The sequence below is a fragment of the Meridianimarinicoccus marinus genome, from assembly GCF_040689105.1.
GTDB lineage: Bacteria > Pseudomonadota > Alphaproteobacteria > Rhodobacterales > Rhodobacteraceae > Meridianimarinicoccus > Meridianimarinicoccus marinus.
This window is the reverse complement of record NZ_JBFBVU010000004.1, coordinates 1-14715: the sequence shown is the minus strand read 5'-3', so window position 1 is coordinate 14715 and position 14715 is coordinate 1. Positions and strand designations below refer to the sequence as shown.

The following is a 14715-nucleotide window of genomic DNA, read 5'->3' as shown; positions in this document are numbered from 1 at the left end:
ATCAAACGCCTTCGGCGCCGCGCAGACGGTGATAGAGATGCGTGAAGGTGGCCGCGCCCAGGATCGGCACCAGAAGGTTGACCAGCGGCACGGTCAGCGGCACCGCCATCAGCGCGCCTGCCAGCCAGATCTGCACCGAATGTCGGCGGCGCATGCGTTTGGCATCGGCCTGTGACAGCCGCCGCATGGCGACCATCTGGAAGTATTCCCGGCCCAGCAGGAAGCCGTTCAATCCCCAGAAAATGAAGGGCGCGAAGGGCGGAAACACCGCGTAGAGCGCCAGCGCCAGCAGGTTGGCCAGCACGATCACGCCCAGGAATTTCAGCGAATCGGCCAGCGCCTTGAGGAACTCGGCCCGTGGCGCGGTGGCCAGGTTCGGATAGTGGCGGTCTTCGACCGCATCGGCGACGTCGTCCAGGAACAGCCCGGTGAAGGCCGAGGCCACGGGCACCATCAGGAACACCGACAGCCCCATGACCGCGATCAGCGAGAAGCCCGACGCGATGTCGCTGATGTGGCTCACCTCTCCGATAAAGGGCAGCGTCAGGGTTTCGGGCACCAGCGCCCCCACCAGCCAGACCGTCGCCACATAGGCGGCCAGCAGCAGGCCGAAGGTCAGGCCCAGCCCCAGCAGCAGCACCCGGCGGAAGCGAGGGTCGCCCAACTGGCCGAGCGCCTTGAGGAAATCGCTGAAGATCATGCGGACACCCAGCTTGTGATGGCCGAAAGGTCCGGGCGCGGGCGTTCGGGCGGGGCGGCGGGTTCGGTGCCCAGATGGATGAATCCGGCAATCCGTTCGTGTTCGGCCAGGTCCAGGGCGCGGGTGCGGAACTCGGCATCATGCGAGATCCAGCCCGACAGCCAGTTGGCGCCCCAGCCCGCGGCCAGCCCGGCATTGACCAGCGCCAGGCAGACGGCCCCGGCCGAATAGGTCTGTTCGATCTCGGGGATCTTGGGCGAGGGCTTGGGACTGGCGATCACCGCCACCACGCAGCCCGCGCTACGATAGACGGCGGCCAGCTTGTCGATGTCCTCAGGGGTTTTTCCCAAGGCCGGGCCGCGATCTGCGATCAGATCGGCGATGCGGGGCAAGGCGGCGCCGGTGAGCACGATGAAGCGCCACGGCTCCAGTGCGCCATGGTCTGGGGTGCGGGCGGCGGCGGTGAGGATCGGGGTCAGGTCCTGGGGCGTCGGAAACGGCGCTGCCAGCAGCTTGCCGGGGCGCGAGCGGCGGGTGAGAAGAAAGTCGAGAACGGGAGGATTTGGGTCAGGCATCAAGGGGTCCGGCGTTTTGTCTGCCCCTGACCTGTGCAATTCTTGCCGCAGTTGCAAGGGGCGGGACCGGTTTGCCGGGCCTGAACCGGGAAGAACGGGGCAAAAGGTGGGCCGGATGGCGGACGTGGAGCAGCAATGGCAGGTGCGGGTGACGCCGCGCGCGTCGCGGGCGCGGGTCGAGGAGACCGCCGAAGGGTTGCGGGTCTATGTCACCGTGGCCCCCGAGAACGGCAAGGCCAATGCCGCCGTGCGCAAACTGCTGGCCAAGCATCTGGGCGTGGCGCCCGGACGGTTGGACCTGGTGCGCGGCGCCAAGTCCCGCGACAAGCTCTTCCGCCTGACCTAAGCGCGGGCGGAGAGGGCGGGACGCCTCCGGCGGGAGTATTTGCGCCAAGAAAAATCAATCCGGGGCAGTGCGGGGTTTCAGCCGGTAGACACCTTCGGGCAGATCGAGGGCGGCGGCGAGATCCTGGATCTGGCGCAGGGTGAAGGTGATGCGCACCATGTCGTTGCGGCGGGGGTCGAATTGCTCGACCGTGACGCAATCCTCGAAGGCCTGCACCGAGATGTCTTCGGAGGTCGGCCCGGCCTGATCGTCGACAAGGGTGATGACAGTGGCGTCGAAATCGTGCTCGATCGAGAACATGGCAAGGCTCCGGCTGGTTTTCTTTGCAGGCTAGGCCGGGCCGGGCGGCGCGGCCAGCCCTGTTTGCCTAGGTGACGCAAGGACGGGTGGGAACCCATTGTGAAGCCCGCGCGTTTCAGGCTTCAATGGCGCGGTGATGGACTGCAACGGAGGGTGGGATGAACAACTGGCACAAGCTGGGCCTTGCAGGGCTGATGTTGATGCTGGCGGGCTGCGCGACCTCGACGACCCAGGGGCCACGCACGTCCAGCACGCCCGCGACCGCCGCCCCGAAGCGCGCCCCGTCGCAGGACGTGAATTTCAGCGCCATCGTGCGGCGGGTGGAGCCGGTGGCCGAGGAGACCTGCCGGCGCAGCGGAAACGTCGCGCAATGCGATTATCGCATCGTCGTGGACACCCGGCCCGGCGTGCCGGCCAATGCCTTCCAGACCGTCGACAAGTCGGGACGGCCCCTGCTGATCGTGACCCAGCCGCTGCTGGCCGAGACCCGCAATGCCGACGAAGTGGCTTTCATTCTGGGGCATGAGGCCGCGCATCACATTCGCGGGCATCTGACCCGCACCAGCAACACCGCGGTGCTCGGCGCCATCCTGGCCGGCACCATCGTGGCCGCGGGCGGGGGGGATATTGCCTCGGTCGAGGCGGCGCAGGATCTGGGCGCGCTGGCGGGATCGCGGGCGTTTTCCAAGAACTACGAGCTGGAGGCCGACGCCCTGGGCACGGTGATTGCCTATCAGGCGGGGTATGATCCGGTGCGCGGGTCGGCCTATTTCACGCGCATCCCTGACCCCGGAAACCAGTTCCTGGGCACCCACCCGCCCAATGCCGAGCGTCAGCGGGTGGTGCGGCAGGTGGCGGCGCAGCTGAACTGAGGAAACTCGTTACGCACCGGGGTCGGCGCGGGGGAGCACCGCGCCGACCCCTACCCGTTAACCGGCGCCCCGTCCTGCGCGGGCTTGCGCAGGCGGGTCAGGATCGCCGAGGCACTGGCAAGGATGTAGAAGACCTGAAGCATCGCAGCGCCCAGGTTGAAATCCAGGTGCAGGCCGATCAGCACCAGGGCGGCGGCCACCCCGTTGCGGGCGAAGTACCGCAACTCGGTCCCGGTCAGGCGGCCCGAGCACAGGGACACGTAGTTGCAGGCATAAAGCGCAAATCCCAGCAGGCCGGGGAGGTCTTTCCAGGACAGCATGATGCCGGCGATTTCCATGGGTGTGATCCTTGCTCGTTGGTCTTCACGAAAGTTAACAGATCCCAAATTTTGAGCATGGTCTGGGAATCCTGATCAAAGCGGATGCGCCGGTCAGGGATTCCCGCCTGATTTTGACCTGAATCAAGGTGGCGGCGCGGAATGGCCCGCTTCATCTCGGGGCAACCACGCGAAGGACCCGCCCATGACCCTGCACACGCCCAAGCCGCTTGGAGACCCGATCACCCACTATTGGCTGGTGCTGGAGATGGCGCGCGCGGCCGGTGTCGACCTTGTGACCGCCATGGACGAGGGGCGGCTGACCCACGACGGCTGGGCCGGAATGGTGGAACGCTGCCGCGACTGCGACTGGCAGCGCGACGGCGGTTGCACCCGCTGGCTGTCCTTGCAGGAGGCGGGCAGCGCCGAGGTGCCGGGCGCCTGCGTGAACCAGCAGAAATTCGATGCGCTGGCCGAGGCGACCGCATCCGAAGCCTGATCCGGACTGGACCCCGGCGGTGCCATGCGGCACGAGGGGGACATGCGACAGATCGAAAACGTCATCACCGATCGCGGATCGAAATACGCGGTGTCGGGCGGACCTGCGACCTCGCGGGCCGAGGTGGAGGCCTTTCTGAAGGACCTCAAGCGGGCCAAGAAATATGCCAAGGCCACCCACAATTCATGGGGGGTGCTGCTGGCCGACGGGCCGCTCAAGTCCGACGACGGGGAATCCGGGGCCGGGATGGTGATCCTGCGGATGCTGGAGCGTGCCCAGTTGCGCAACCATGTGATCGTGGTGACCCGCTGGTATGGCGGTAAGCATCTGGGCGGCGATCGTTTCCGCCATGTGCAGGAAGCGGTGCGGGTCTATCTTGAGGCGCTGTGAGCCCCGGTTTCGCTTGCCACCCAATCGGCGGTGGCGGCGTCGGTCTGCACCTCCCACCAGGTGATCGCGGGCAGATCGTAGGGATGCGCCTTGCGGATCTGCGCGGCCAGCGGTTCCGCGAGTTCGGGGCGGGTCTTGAACAGGACGACGATCTCGGCCGCGCTGTTCAGGGCGTTGTCCCAGTGAAATTCCGCCGTGATGGCGCCCAGGTTGGCGCAGGCTGCCAGGCGCTCGGTCAGGGCGGCACGGGTGATGGCGCGGGCGCTGTCGTCGTCCGGGCAGGTCACCCGCATCAGGGTGATCGTGGGCATCAGACCAGTTTGCCCCACAGATCGTATTCGCCGGCCTCGTCCACCTCGACCTCGAAGATGTCGCCGGGTTTGAGGGTTTCGAAACCCTCGTCGATGAACAGGTTGCCGTCGATCTCGGGGGCATCGGCCATGGTCCGGCAAGTGGCGGCGTCATCTTCCACCAGGTCGACGATGACCTTTTGGCGGGTGCCGACCTTGGCGGCGAGCCGTGCTTCGGAGATGGCTTGCGCCTTTTCCATGAAGCGGTCCCAGCGGTCCTGCTTGATCTCGGCGGGCACATGGTCGGGCAGGGCGTTGGCGCGCGCGCCGGCCACGTTTTCGTACTGGAAGCAGCCCACGCGGTCGAGTTGGGCTTCGTCCATCCAGTCCAGCAGGGTCTGGAATTCGGCCTCGGTCTCGCCCGGATAGCCGACAATGAAGGTCGAGCGCAGGGTGATGTCCGGGCAGGTGGCGCGCCAGGCGGCGATCTCGTCCAGCGTTTTCGCCGCCGCCGCCGCCGCGGGCCGGGCCATGCGTTTCAGCGTGTCCGGGTGGGCGTGCTGGAACGGAATGTCGAGGTAGGGCAGGATGCCGCCGCCGGCGGCGTCCAGACCTTCGGCCATCAGCGGGATCAGGTTGCGCACATGCGGGTAGGGGTAGACATAGTGCAGCCGCACCCAGGCGCCCAACTGCCCCAATTCGCGCGACAGATCGGTGATATGGGTCCGGACCTCGCGGTCTTTCCAGCTGCTGGCGGCGTGGCGCAGGTCAAGGCCATAGGCCGAGGTGTCCTGGCTGATGACCAGCAATTCACGTACCCCGGCGGTGACCAGGCGCTCGGCCTCGCGCAGAACGGCGGCGGCGGGGCGTGACACCAGTTTGCCGCGCATGTCGGGGATAATGCAGAACTTGCAGGCGTGATTGCAGCCTTCCGAGATCTTCAGATAGGCGTAGTGGCGCGGGGTCAGTTGCACGCTGGTGCCCGGCACCAGGTCGATGAAGGGATCAGGGCTGGGCGGCACCGCCTTGTGCACCGCATCCATGACCTGTTCGTACTGATGCGGCCCGGTGACAGCCATGACCGAGGGATGCGCGCCGGTGATGTATTCGGGCTCGGCCCCCAGGCAGCCGGTGACGATGACTTTGCCGTTTTCGTGGAGGGCCTCGCCGATGGCTTCCAGGCTTTCGGCCTTGGCGCTGTCCAGAAACCCGCAGGTGTTGACGATGACCGCGCCGGCGCCTGCGTAATCGGGCGAAATGGCATAACCTTCGGCCCGCAGCCTGGTCAGAATCCGTTCGCTGTCCACCAGCGCCTTGGGGCAGCCCAGGGACACCATGCCGATGGTTGGCTGGCCGTCACGGGGGGCGGTGCCATCGAAACTGGCACGCGGGGCAAGGTCGGGGCGGAGGCTGGGCGGATTGCTGGTCATGGGGGCGCTATAGGCAAGCCTGCGGTCTGGTGCAATGAGTGCCGTGTCGGACGCGACCTGCAAGGGCGCAGCGCCGGGTTAATCGCGTCCCGGCGGACAGGGCCAGCCATGGGGGCCGCCCCTGTTGATGCCGTCCGGTCCTAGGGGATCACGACGGCGCCGGTGACGGTGTTCTGGAAGACGCCGGTTTCAGGATCGGTCTTCGACGCAAAGCTGCCGCCGCCAGACGCCCCTTCCAGCGTGCCCCTGCCGCCCAGGACGGACCACGTCCCGGTTGCCGCGCCGTCGGCAGTCAGCGCGGTGATGGTCCAATGCGAGAACATCGCATCGCCATCGTCGCGCGAAAACACGCAATGCCCGGTCCCGTTTGCCATGGGCGGGGCCATTTCAACCGCGCCGTAGCACGTGCCGCTCATTCCGACCATGGCGCTGACTTCGCTGGCGGGGTCGAAACTCAGGTAGGCTGAGTTCGAACGAAGAACCATGTGGTTTTCGTTGATCTGGTGGACTTCCGAGGCGGACGTGCCGGACCAGACACCGTTGGCCGGCAGGATCTCTGCGGCGTACAACGGACTTGTCAGGGCGATGGCGGTGAATGTCGTCAGGATCTGTTTCATTCCGGGGACTTTCTCTCGGGGGGAGCAGACCGATGGCCATCCTGATCGCGCGGCCCCGCCGGTCCACTCTTGGTGCGGGGCCTTCCCGAGTATGCACGATTTTTGCCCGTTGTGACTTGGAATGAAGTATTTTTCCCAAGAAGAACTGCGCAGTGGCCGGGCGGCGTGATTGCGCGCGCCATTATTTTCCAGTGCTGAAGCGCCCCCTTGGCAGCGCGGGCGCCGCGCCGTCGTCCCGGACCCGGCACAGGGTGCCCCGGCCCGAACAGATCGGGTCGGGGGTTGGCGCGTCCTGGCCCTTGGGCCGGGGCTTACCGCTTGCGGTCGCGGCGCGAGGACATGGGCTGGAACGCCACGCCCACATGCGCCTCGCAATAGGGTTTTCCCTGTTCCACGGGCAGGCCACAGAACCAGAAATCCTCGGTCGCGGGGTCACCGATGGGCCATTTGCAGGTGCGCTCGGTCAGTTCCATCAGGGTCAGCTTGCGCGCCTTTTTCTCGACCTCGCGCTGCGAGGCCAGGGCCTCGGGCGAGATTTCATTGGCCGAAGGTTGCGGCGGCAGCGGCTGGCCCGCGGGTATGATCGCCTTGCGGGCCGGCAGCGCCGGTTTCGGTGCCGGAGAGGCAGGGGCCGCAGCCGCAGGCGCGGCGGCCGGTTGCGGCGCGGGTTTCGCTGCAGCGGCAGGGCCGGCCGGTTTTTCGGCGGCCGGTGCGGGTTTGGCCACAGGCTCCGCCGGTTTGGCCGGTGCAGCACCGGTATTGCGGTTGGACAGGCCCAGGCGATGCACCTTGCCGATCACGGCATTGCGGGTCACCCCGCCCAGTTCCTTCGCGATCTGGCTGGCACTTTGGCCGTCGGCCCACATTTTCTTCAGGATCTCGACGCGTTCTTCGGTCCAGGACATGAGGCCACCTTGCAGACATGGGTCAAACGAGAAGGCGCCCGTCGACCCGGACGCCTTGGAGAAATTCAGCAGATGCCTATTTTAATCTTCGTGCCGCCGGATACAAGGTGTCCTTGCGGATTGAGTCCGGTGTGACGGACCGGAAGCCGAGACAGCAGCGAAACATGGAAGGCGGAACATGACGGAAATGACCGGAATGGGCGAACGGCGCTTTGGCCGCGTCAACTGGCTGGGCGTGGCAACCCTGGCCGAACGCGAGGTGCGGCGCTTTCTGGCGGTCTGGTCGCAGACCCTGATGGCCCCGTTGATCACGGCGGGGTTGTTCCTGGCCATCTTCTCGCTGGCGATCGGCACCCGGCGGGGCGACGTCATGGGCGTGCCCTTCACCCAGTTCCTGGCGCCGGGCATCCTGATGATGACGGTGATCCAGAACGCCTTTGCCAACACATCCTCGGCGATCATGATTGCCAAGGTGCAGGGCAATATCGTCGACACGTTGATGCCGCCGCTGTCGCCGGCGGAACTGGTGGCGGGCTATCTGGCCGGGTCGGTCGGGCGCGGTCTGTTCGTGGCGGCGGCCATCCTGATCGTTGCGGCGATTTTCCTGGGCCAGGGGATCGCACATCCGGTCTGGGTGCTGGTCTTCGTGGTGCTGGGCAGTGCGCTTCTGGGCGGGCTGGGGATCATCGCCGCGATCCTGGCCAACAAGTTCGACCAGATGGCGGCGATCACCAATTTCATCATCACGCCGCTGAGCTTCCTGTCCGGCACCTTCTATTCGGTCGAGGGGCTGCCGCCCGCGATGCAGGTGCTGACCCATGTGAACCCGGTGTTCTATCTGATCGACGGGGTGCGCTTTGGCGTGCTGGGCACCTCGGACAGCTCGCCCTGGATCGGGCTGCCGGTCTGCCTGCTGGCCACCGCGGCGGTGTTGGCTGTCTGCCTGCGCTGGTTCCGCACCGGCTTCCGGCTGAAGCCGTAAGGGCCGGTGCCGCGTCTGGTGGAGGCCGTCAGGCGCGGTGCGCGCCCTCGGCCAGCCCCTTGACGAAGGCGACGATCTCGGAGGTCGACTTGCCCTCTTCCACCAGCTTGACGATGGCCGAGCCGACAACGGCGCCATCGGCCACCGAGGCGATCTCTTGTGCCGTTTCCGGCGAGCGGATGCCGAAGCCGACGATGACCGGCAGATCGGTGCTGGCCTTGATGCGGGCGACTTCCGGGGCCACGTCGGTTGCCGAGGCGGCGGCCGCGCCGGTGATGCCGGTGATGGACACGTAATAGACGAAGCCCGAGGTGTTCTGCAGCACCTTGGGCAGGCGCTTGTCATCGGTCGTGGGGGTGGCCAAGCGGATGAAGTTCAACCCGGCGTTCTGGGCCGGAATGCACAGCTCGTCATCTTCCTCGGGCGGCAGGTCGACCACGATCAGCCCGTCGATCCCGGCGTCTTTGGCATCGTCGAGGAAGCGCTCCACGCCGCGATTGTAGATCGGGTTGTAGTACCCCATCATCACGATCGGGGTGCTGTCGTCGGTCTCGCGGAAGGCGCGGGCCATCTGCAGGGTCTTGTCCAGGGTCTGCCCGGCCTTCAGGGCGCGCTGCCCGGCCAGTTGAATGGTCGGGCCGTCGGCCATCGGGTCTGTGAACGGCTGCCCCAGTTCGATGATGTCGACCCCTGCGGCGGGCAGCGCCTTGATCAGGTCCAGAGAACTGTCGTAGTCCGGATCGCCCGCCATTACATAGGCCACGAAGGCTTTCTTTCCCTCGGCACGAAGGTCGGCGAATTTGCGATCGATACGAGTCATGGCGGGCCCTCTGAATGTCGTCGGGGTGGTGTCGCCCATGGGGCCGGAAAAGGCAAGCGGGCGGCGCTGCGCGCCGCAAGTTGAGTATTTATGACAAGAAAAAGCGGGGCGCGCGGGGGCGTGTGACCTGGCCGCAAGGGCGTCAGCGCTTGCACAGGCTGGGCCGTGCGCCTAAGAGCATGCCGGTGCCAAGGAGGGACGTATCATGGGTTTCAAGATGGGGATCGTGGGGCTGCCGAATGTGGGCAAATCCACCCTGTTCAACGCGCTGACGAAGACGGCGGCGGCGCAGGCGGCGAATTTTCCGTTCTGCACCATCGAGCCGAATGTCGGCGATGTTGCGGTGCCCGATGATCGTCTGGAAAAACTGGCGGGGATTGCCGGCTCGAAAGAGATCATCCCGACCCGGATCACCTTTGTCGATATCGCCGGGCTGGTGAAAGGTGCGTCCAAGGGCGAAGGGCTGGGCAACCAGTTTCTGGCCAACATCCGCGAGGTCGATGCCATTGCCCATGTGCTGCGCTGCTTCGTGAACGAGGATGTGACCCATGTGGACGGGCGGGTCGATCCGATGGCCGATGCCGAGACCATCGAGACCGAATTGATGATCGCCGACATGGAGAGCATCGAGCGGCGTCTACAGAACCTCTCGCGCAAGGTGCGCGGCGGCGACAAGGAGGCAGTGCAGCAGGAACGCCTGCTGAAACAGGCTCTGGCCGTGCTGGAAGACGGCAAGCCGGCGCGCACGGTCGAGGTGAGCGAGGAAGACCTCAAGGCATGGAAAATGCTTCAGCTTCTGACCTCCAAGCCGATCCTCTATGTCTGCAACGTCGAGGAAGACTCGGCGGGGACGGGCAATGCCTTCTCCGACGAGGTTGCCAGGATGGCGGCGGCACAGGGGGCGGGCACCGTGGTGATCTCGGCGGCCATCGAGGAAGACATCAGCCAGCTGGATGCCGAGGAGGCCGAGGTGTTCCTGTCGGATCTGGGGCTTGAGGAAGCCGGGCTGGATCGGCTGATCCGGGCGGGCTATGATCTGCTGTCGCTGGAGACCTTCTTCACGGTCGGCCCCAAGGAGGCGCGCGCCTGGACGATCCGCGAGGGCACGCTGGCGCCGCAGGCCGCGGGCGTCATCCATGGCGACTTCGAGCGCGGGTTCATCCGGGCCGAAACCGTGGCCTATGACGACTATATCACCTGCAATGGCGAAAGCGGTGCCCGGGACGCGGGCAAGCTGCGCGCGGAAGGCAAGACCTATGAAGTCAAGGACGGCGACGTCCTGCACTTCCTGTTCAACGCCTGACGGTTATCCCAGCGTGGCGGCGGTCAGTTTCAGCAGTGCGATGACAAGCCCCGCCACAAGGCCGATGGCGGTGAACGGTGCCTGATACAGCTTCTTGGGATCGGCCATGCGCCCGGCGGACCGGAGCGCCAGAAGGATGATCCGGGTCAGCGTGCCGAACAGCAGAACCGCGATCTGAACCGCGGTGACGAACAGCACGGCGGGCAAGGCCCAGAAGGCGCTCAGCAGGAGCGGGACGCTCAGTTGCTTCAGCCATTCGGGCGTCTCATCGAAAACTCCGAAGAAGGCCATGGCGAGGCTTGCGAGAATGACGAGCGGCAGCAGGGACAAACCGGCGTCCACCGCGATCAGAACCGGCAGCGGTCGTGGCCATACTCGCATCACGAAAATACAGTTGGAAACATGCAGGCTGAACATCACGAACGGCAGCGAAATCAGTCCACCGAATCCGACGAGTCCCACAAGGTCGTAAAAGCTTCGGGGATCTGCCCGGCCACCATTGTTCAGCAGCGCCAGGACCAGGATGCAGAGCCCCGAAAGCACGAAACCGGCGCGCCAGGAGGGACCCTCCCACGCCTCACCGACAAAGGGCAGGAGGATGTCTTCCATCGCCGCGCGCTCGAAGGTGCCGAAATCGGTCCGCGCGCCGCCGAAGACATACTCCGCCACCGCGGCTTTCCGGTCGGGCGGACAAAACTTGTCGTAACCGCCCGCCAGACCCACAACGCCCAGAATGATGAGTATCGCATCCAGCATGCGGATAGTATCGACGAGAGACGGCAGATCTGTCCACGGCCTCGCGCACGGTCAGGCCAGGGCGACAAGCCCCGCCTTGAGGTCCAGCGCGCCGTCATAGAGCGCGCGGCCTGAGATTGCCCCGTTCAGGGGCGCGCCGCAGTCGCGCAGGTCGATCAGATCCTGCAGGGATGACACCCCGCCCGAGGCGATCACCGGGATCGTGGTGGCGCGGGCCAGCGCGGCGGTGGCGTCGGTGTTGGGCCCCTGCATGGCACCGTCGCGGTTGATGTCGGTGTAGATGATGGCGGCGATACCGGCGTCTTCGAACTTGCGCGCCAGATCGGTGACCTCGATCTCGGTTTCCTCGGCCCAGCCGCGCGTTGCCACGAAGCCGTTGCGCGCGTCCAGCCCGACGGCCACCTGTCCGGGAAAGGCTGCCGCCGCCGCGCGCACCAGGTCGGGATCCTCGACCGCCACGGTGCCCAGGATCACCCGCGAGATGCCCTTGGTCAGCCACATCTCGATGGTGGCCATGTCGCGGATGCCGCCGCCCAATTGTGCCGGGACCGAGATTTCGGAAAGGATCGCCTCGACCGCCGCTGCGTTGACCGGCTGGCCTTCGAAGGCGCCGTTGAGGTCGACCAGGTGGATCCATTCGCAGCCGGCATCCTGAAAGGCGCGGGCCTGTTTGGCCGGGCTGTCGCTGAACACCGTGGCTTTGCTCATGTCGCCTTTCAGCAGGCGAACGCAGTGGCCGTCTTTCAGGTCTATGGCGGGGTACAGGATCATGGGGCACCTTCCTTGGCAGAACTTGGCCGCTGTCTGTCACGGGCAGACGGCAATGCCAAGGGGCGCGCGACGCAACGTATCACTTGTCACAAGGCTGACCTGCACATCACCTGAGCCTTCTATCCTGGGAGGAGACGAAGATGAAGACCTTGGTTCTGGCGGCAGCATTGACCGCATTGGGGACGGCCGCTTGCGCGGATCCCGTGCTTGGCACCTGGAAGACCCAGCCGGGCGACGACGGCGTCTATGGCTATGTGGAATTGTCACCCTGCGAGGGCAAGGTCTGCGGCGTGCTGGTGCAGGCGTTCGACGCCGGGGGTGGTTCGCGCAGCAGTGCCGCCCTTGGCAAGCGCATGGTCTGGGACATGGTTGCGCATGGGGGCGGGCGCTATGGCAAGGGCAAGATCTGGGCGCCGGACCGGGACAAGACCTATGCCTCGAAAATGGCGCTGGAAGGCGACACGCTGGAGGTCTCGGGCTGCGTCATCGGAATCTGCCGCACACAGGTCTGGACCCGCGTGCCGTAACCGGGTCTGCCCAGCCCGCGCCGTGCCACAGGGCGACGCGGGCCGGTTTGGATCACGCGGTGCGGGACCGCCGTGTGCGGCGCAAGCCGGACACACCAACCAGCGCGGTGCCCAGCAGCAGCGCGCCTGCGGGCAGGGGCACCGCCGCGATATCCAGGTCGATGTTTGCCATATCGCCGGTGACCGCGCCCCAAGCGACGTTCAGCGTGTCCGAGCCACCCGATGCCAGCCGGGACCGCACGTTGATGATGGCGTTCTGGCCGGGGGCAATCGTCTGCGACTGGCCATTGCCCCACCCGATGGTCACGCCGTTGAAGCTGCCGGAAAACTGCAGGACGGTGCCCTGCGCGACCCCCGCCGTGAACCGGCCCAGCGTGGAATTGGTGAAGGTGAAAGAGGCCGACCCGGCGCCGTCGCCTCTGGAAAAAGTGGCGTCCCAGAAGAACGGCCCGTTGGCGATGTCATAGCTGCCGCCGTTGCTGATGTTGGAACTGGGCGAGATCGTCGCGGCAAGAGTGGCGGCAGGCGTCAGGGCGACGATGGCGGCCAGGGCAATGGTTTTCAGGTTCACTTTTCAACTCCTTGAAACAACTTCAGCGCCGCATCTGGCGCGTCATGATCCAAGGATGCGGAAGGAATTGTCTCAAATCCAACGGAGTTGAGGGCGATGGTTAAGACCTGACGGCGCGGGAGCAGTGCCCTGGGGCCTCGATTCCCCGAAAGCCTATCGGCCGTTTCGCGGGCTTTGATAAATTTGACTAAATATCATGTGCTTGGCGTTTCAGGCCGGGGTGGTTCCGGACGGCTCCGCGCATCCACGTTGCGTTAACCTTGGGGCGAACTCTGGCGGTCCGGTTGCTGAGGCGCCCCGCAAGCGCGGGCATCAAGGGGTGCGCCCATCCGCTTCCGGCGCGGAGTTGCAGGCCCGGACCAGACCCCGACCCGGCGTGATCTCAGGGGGCCCAGCCCAGGAAGTTGCCAATCATCCGCAGGCCCGCCGCCTGGCTTTTTTCCGGGTGGAACTGGAGGCCGACCATGTTGTCGCGCGCGATCATGGCCGTGACCTCGCCGCCGTAATCCACATAGGCCAGACGGCTGGCCGGGTCCGAGACGTGGAACTGGAAGGAGTGCACGAAATAGGCGTGATCGCCGGTGGCAACGCCCTCCAGCACCGGGTGGGGATGGTCGATGACCAGATCGTTCCAGCCCATGTGTGGCACCTTCAGGCTGGGGTCCGCGGGCACGATCCGTTCCACGTCGCCGCCGATCCAGTCGAAACCGGGGGTTTCCTCGTACTCATGGCCGGTGGTGGCCAGCATCTGCATGCCGATGCAGATCCCCATGAAGGGCACGGCGCGGTGCCGGACCGCCTCGTCCAGCGCCTCGAACAGCCCGTCGCAGGCTTTCAGGCCCCGCAGGCAGGCCGGGAAAGCGCCGTCACCGGGCAGCACAACGCGGTCGGCGCGGGCGACATCCTCGGGGCGGGCCGAGACGATGACCTCGCCGGTGCCCGCATCCCGCGCCATGCGCTGGAAGGCCTTTTCGGCGGAATGCAGGTTGCCGGATTCATAGTCGATCAGAACCGTGGTCATCGGCCTACAGCGTTCCCTTGGTCGAGGGCACATCGCCGGCCTTGCGCGGATCGGTTTCCAGCGCATCGCGCAGGGCGCGGGCCACGGCTTTGAAGGCGGCCTCGGCAATGTGGTGGCTGTTCACCCCGTGCAGCGCGTCCACATGCAGGGTGATGCCGCCGTGGGTCGAGAACGCCTGGAAGAACTCGCGCACCAGTTCGGTGTCGAACGTGCCGATCTTCTGGGTCGGCATATCCACATTCCAGATAAGGAAGGGCCGCCCGGACAGATCCAGCGCCGCGCGCAACAGCGCGTCATCCATCGGCAGCAGGCAGTCACCGTACCGGGTGATGCCGCGCTTGTCGCCCAGTGCCGCGCTCAGCGCCTGGCCCAGGGTGATGCCGGTGTCTTCCACGGTGTGGTGATCGTCGATGTGCAGATCGCCGTCGGCCCGAATCACCATGTCGATCAGTGCGTGGCGGGCCAACTGGTCCAGCATGTGATCGAAGAAGCCGACACCGGTCTGGATGTCGTAGCTGCCGCTGCCATCGAGATCGATCTCGACGGTGATGCTGGTTTCCGCGGTCTTGCGGGTGATGCTGGCCTTGCGCATGCGGGTCTCCATCCGTTTCACCTGCCTTTTAGGGGGGTTGGCACGGGATGAGAAGGGCTTGCGACAGACCGGGTGCATTGGACCGGGCGCAATGGCGTTGCGCGTGTGGCCCGAAGGGCAGCGGATCGAAC

The 14715-nt window shown here is 65.9% G+C and carries 21 protein-coding genes; 7 read left to right on the top strand and 14 right to left on the bottom strand.

Features of this window, described 5'->3' with window-relative positions:
• Window position 1: 1 nt before the first annotated feature.
• Window positions 2-700, bottom strand: coding sequence for an EI24 domain-containing protein (locus AB0T83_RS04940; RefSeq protein ID WP_366191941.1), 699 nt, complete (start codon window positions 698-700; stop codon window positions 2-4).
• The gene (locus AB0T83_RS04935) at window positions 697-1275 is read right to left on the bottom strand and encodes a nitroreductase family protein (RefSeq protein WP_366191940.1); all 579 of its coding nucleotides are present in this window, start codon (window positions 1273-1275) and stop codon (window positions 697-699) included. Before AB0T83_RS04935 ends, AB0T83_RS04940 begins: the two co-directional genes overlap by 4 nt.
• A 115-nt stretch (window positions 1276-1390) precedes the next feature.
• Here AB0T83_RS04935 and AB0T83_RS04930 point away from each other — a divergent pair, with 115 nt between their 5' ends.
• Window positions 1391-1621 carry a DUF167 domain-containing protein gene (locus AB0T83_RS04930; protein WP_366191939.1) on the top strand — a complete coding sequence of 77 codons (231 nt, stop codon included), beginning with the start codon at window positions 1391-1393 and terminating at the stop codon, window positions 1619-1621.
• A gap of 54 nt (window positions 1622-1675) precedes the next feature.
• Here the strand turns inward: AB0T83_RS04930 and AB0T83_RS04925 are convergent, their stop codons facing one another.
• Window positions 1676-1921 (bottom strand): DUF8831 family protein, encoded by a 246-nt coding sequence (locus AB0T83_RS04925; protein ID WP_366191938.1) that lies wholly within the window; start codon window positions 1919-1921, stop codon window positions 1676-1678.
• Window positions 1922-2079: 158 nt separating this feature from the next.
• On the opposite strand from AB0T83_RS04925, the gene AB0T83_RS04920 reads away from it, so the two are divergent.
• Window positions 2080-2793: a M48 family metalloprotease gene (locus AB0T83_RS04920; RefSeq protein WP_366191937.1), complete on the top strand. Its 714-nt coding sequence runs from the start codon at window positions 2080-2082 to the stop codon at window positions 2791-2793.
• 50 nt (window positions 2794-2843) lie between these two features.
• On the opposite strand, the gene AB0T83_RS04915 is transcribed toward AB0T83_RS04920, so the two are convergent.
• The gene (locus AB0T83_RS04915; RefSeq protein WP_366191936.1) at window positions 2844-3131 is read right to left on the bottom strand and encodes a CBU_0592 family membrane protein; all 288 of its coding nucleotides are present in this window, start codon (window positions 3129-3131) and stop codon (window positions 2844-2846) included.
• A gap of 184 nt (window positions 3132-3315) precedes the next feature.
• Here AB0T83_RS04915 and AB0T83_RS04910 point away from each other — a divergent pair, with 184 nt between their 5' ends.
• Together AB0T83_RS04910 and AB0T83_RS04905 are read left to right on the top strand one after the other, a co-directional pair.
• On the top strand, window positions 3316-3609 hold the full coding sequence (locus AB0T83_RS04910) for a DUF6455 family protein (protein ID WP_366191935.1): 294 nt from the start codon (window positions 3316-3318) through the stop codon (window positions 3607-3609).
• 42 nt (window positions 3610-3651) lie between these two features.
• A complete protein-coding gene (locus AB0T83_RS04905) occupies window positions 3652-3999 on the top strand; it encodes a YigZ family protein (protein ID WP_366191934.1) in 348 nt (115 codons plus the stop codon).
• Here AB0T83_RS04905 and cutA read toward each other — a convergent pair.
• From cutA to AB0T83_RS04885, 4 genes are all read right to left on the bottom strand, one after another.
• Window positions 3981-4310 carry a divalent-cation tolerance protein CutA gene (gene cutA, locus AB0T83_RS04900; protein WP_366191933.1) on the bottom strand — a complete coding sequence of 110 codons (330 nt, stop codon included), beginning with the start codon at window positions 4308-4310 and terminating at the stop codon, window positions 3981-3983. The genes AB0T83_RS04905 and cutA overlap by 19 nt on opposite strands.
• A complete protein-coding gene (gene rimO, locus AB0T83_RS04895) occupies window positions 4310-5719 on the bottom strand; it encodes a 30S ribosomal protein S12 methylthiotransferase RimO (protein ID WP_366191932.1) in 1410 nt (469 codons plus the stop codon). Before rimO ends, cutA begins: the two co-directional genes overlap by 1 nt.
• A 140-nt stretch (window positions 5720-5859) precedes the next feature.
• The gene (locus AB0T83_RS04890; protein ID WP_366191931.1) at window positions 5860-6336 is read right to left on the bottom strand and encodes a hypothetical protein; all 477 of its coding nucleotides are present in this window, start codon (window positions 6334-6336) and stop codon (window positions 5860-5862) included.
• A gap of 311 nt (window positions 6337-6647) precedes the next feature.
• On the bottom strand, window positions 6648-7241 hold the full coding sequence (locus AB0T83_RS04885) for a GcrA family cell cycle regulator (protein WP_366191930.1): 594 nt from the start codon (window positions 7239-7241) through the stop codon (window positions 6648-6650).
• A gap of 178 nt (window positions 7242-7419) precedes the next feature.
• Here AB0T83_RS04885 and AB0T83_RS04880 point away from each other — a divergent pair, with 178 nt between their 5' ends.
• Entirely contained in the window at window positions 7420-8223 is an 804-nt protein-coding gene (locus AB0T83_RS04880; RefSeq protein WP_366191929.1) for an ABC transporter permease, read from the top strand.
• Between the two features lie 28 nt (window positions 8224-8251).
• On the opposite strand, the gene trpA is transcribed toward AB0T83_RS04880, so the two are convergent.
• Window positions 8252-9043 (bottom strand): tryptophan synthase subunit alpha, encoded by a 792-nt coding sequence (gene trpA / locus AB0T83_RS04875; protein WP_366191928.1) that lies wholly within the window; start codon window positions 9041-9043, stop codon window positions 8252-8254.
• A 205-nt stretch (window positions 9044-9248) separates the two neighbouring features.
• On the opposite strand from trpA, the gene ychF reads away from it, so the two are divergent.
• Complete coding sequence (gene ychF, locus AB0T83_RS04870; protein ID WP_366191927.1) at window positions 9249-10346, top strand: redox-regulated ATPase YchF; 1098 nt, start codon at window positions 9249-9251, stop codon at window positions 10344-10346.
• A 3-nt stretch (window positions 10347-10349) separates the two neighbouring features.
• Here the strand turns inward: ychF and AB0T83_RS04865 are convergent, their stop codons facing one another.
• Both AB0T83_RS04865 and hisA read right to left on the bottom strand, forming a co-directional pair.
• On the bottom strand, window positions 10350-11102 hold the full coding sequence (locus tag AB0T83_RS04865) for a hypothetical protein (RefSeq protein ID WP_366191926.1): 753 nt from the start codon (window positions 11100-11102) through the stop codon (window positions 10350-10352).
• Window positions 11103-11153: 51 nt separating this feature from the next.
• Complete coding sequence (gene hisA, locus AB0T83_RS04860) at window positions 11154-11873, bottom strand: 1-(5-phosphoribosyl)-5-[(5-phosphoribosylamino)methylideneamino]imidazole-4-carboxamide isomerase (protein ID WP_366191925.1); 720 nt, start codon at window positions 11871-11873, stop codon at window positions 11154-11156.
• Window positions 11874-12013: 140 nt separating this feature from the next.
• Here hisA and AB0T83_RS04855 point away from each other — a divergent pair, with 140 nt between their 5' ends.
• A complete protein-coding gene (locus AB0T83_RS04855; protein WP_366191924.1) occupies window positions 12014-12400 on the top strand; it encodes a DUF2147 domain-containing protein in 387 nt (128 codons plus the stop codon).
• 52 nt (window positions 12401-12452) lie between these two features.
• On the opposite strand, the gene AB0T83_RS04850 is transcribed toward AB0T83_RS04855, so the two are convergent.
• From AB0T83_RS04850 to hisB, 3 genes are all read right to left on the bottom strand, one after another.
• Window positions 12453-12971 carry a VPLPA-CTERM sorting domain-containing protein gene (locus AB0T83_RS04850; protein ID WP_366191923.1) on the bottom strand — a complete coding sequence of 173 codons (519 nt, stop codon included), beginning with the start codon at window positions 12969-12971 and terminating at the stop codon, window positions 12453-12455.
• Between the two features lie 382 nt (window positions 12972-13353).
• Window positions 13354-13992 carry an imidazole glycerol phosphate synthase subunit HisH gene (gene hisH / locus AB0T83_RS04845; protein WP_366191922.1) on the bottom strand — a complete coding sequence of 213 codons (639 nt, stop codon included), beginning with the start codon at window positions 13990-13992 and terminating at the stop codon, window positions 13354-13356.
• 4 nt (window positions 13993-13996) lie between these two features.
• The gene (hisB, locus tag AB0T83_RS04840) at window positions 13997-14584 is read right to left on the bottom strand and encodes an imidazoleglycerol-phosphate dehydratase HisB (protein WP_366191921.1); all 588 of its coding nucleotides are present in this window, start codon (window positions 14582-14584) and stop codon (window positions 13997-13999) included.
• Between the last annotated feature and the right edge of the window lie 131 nt (window positions 14585-14715).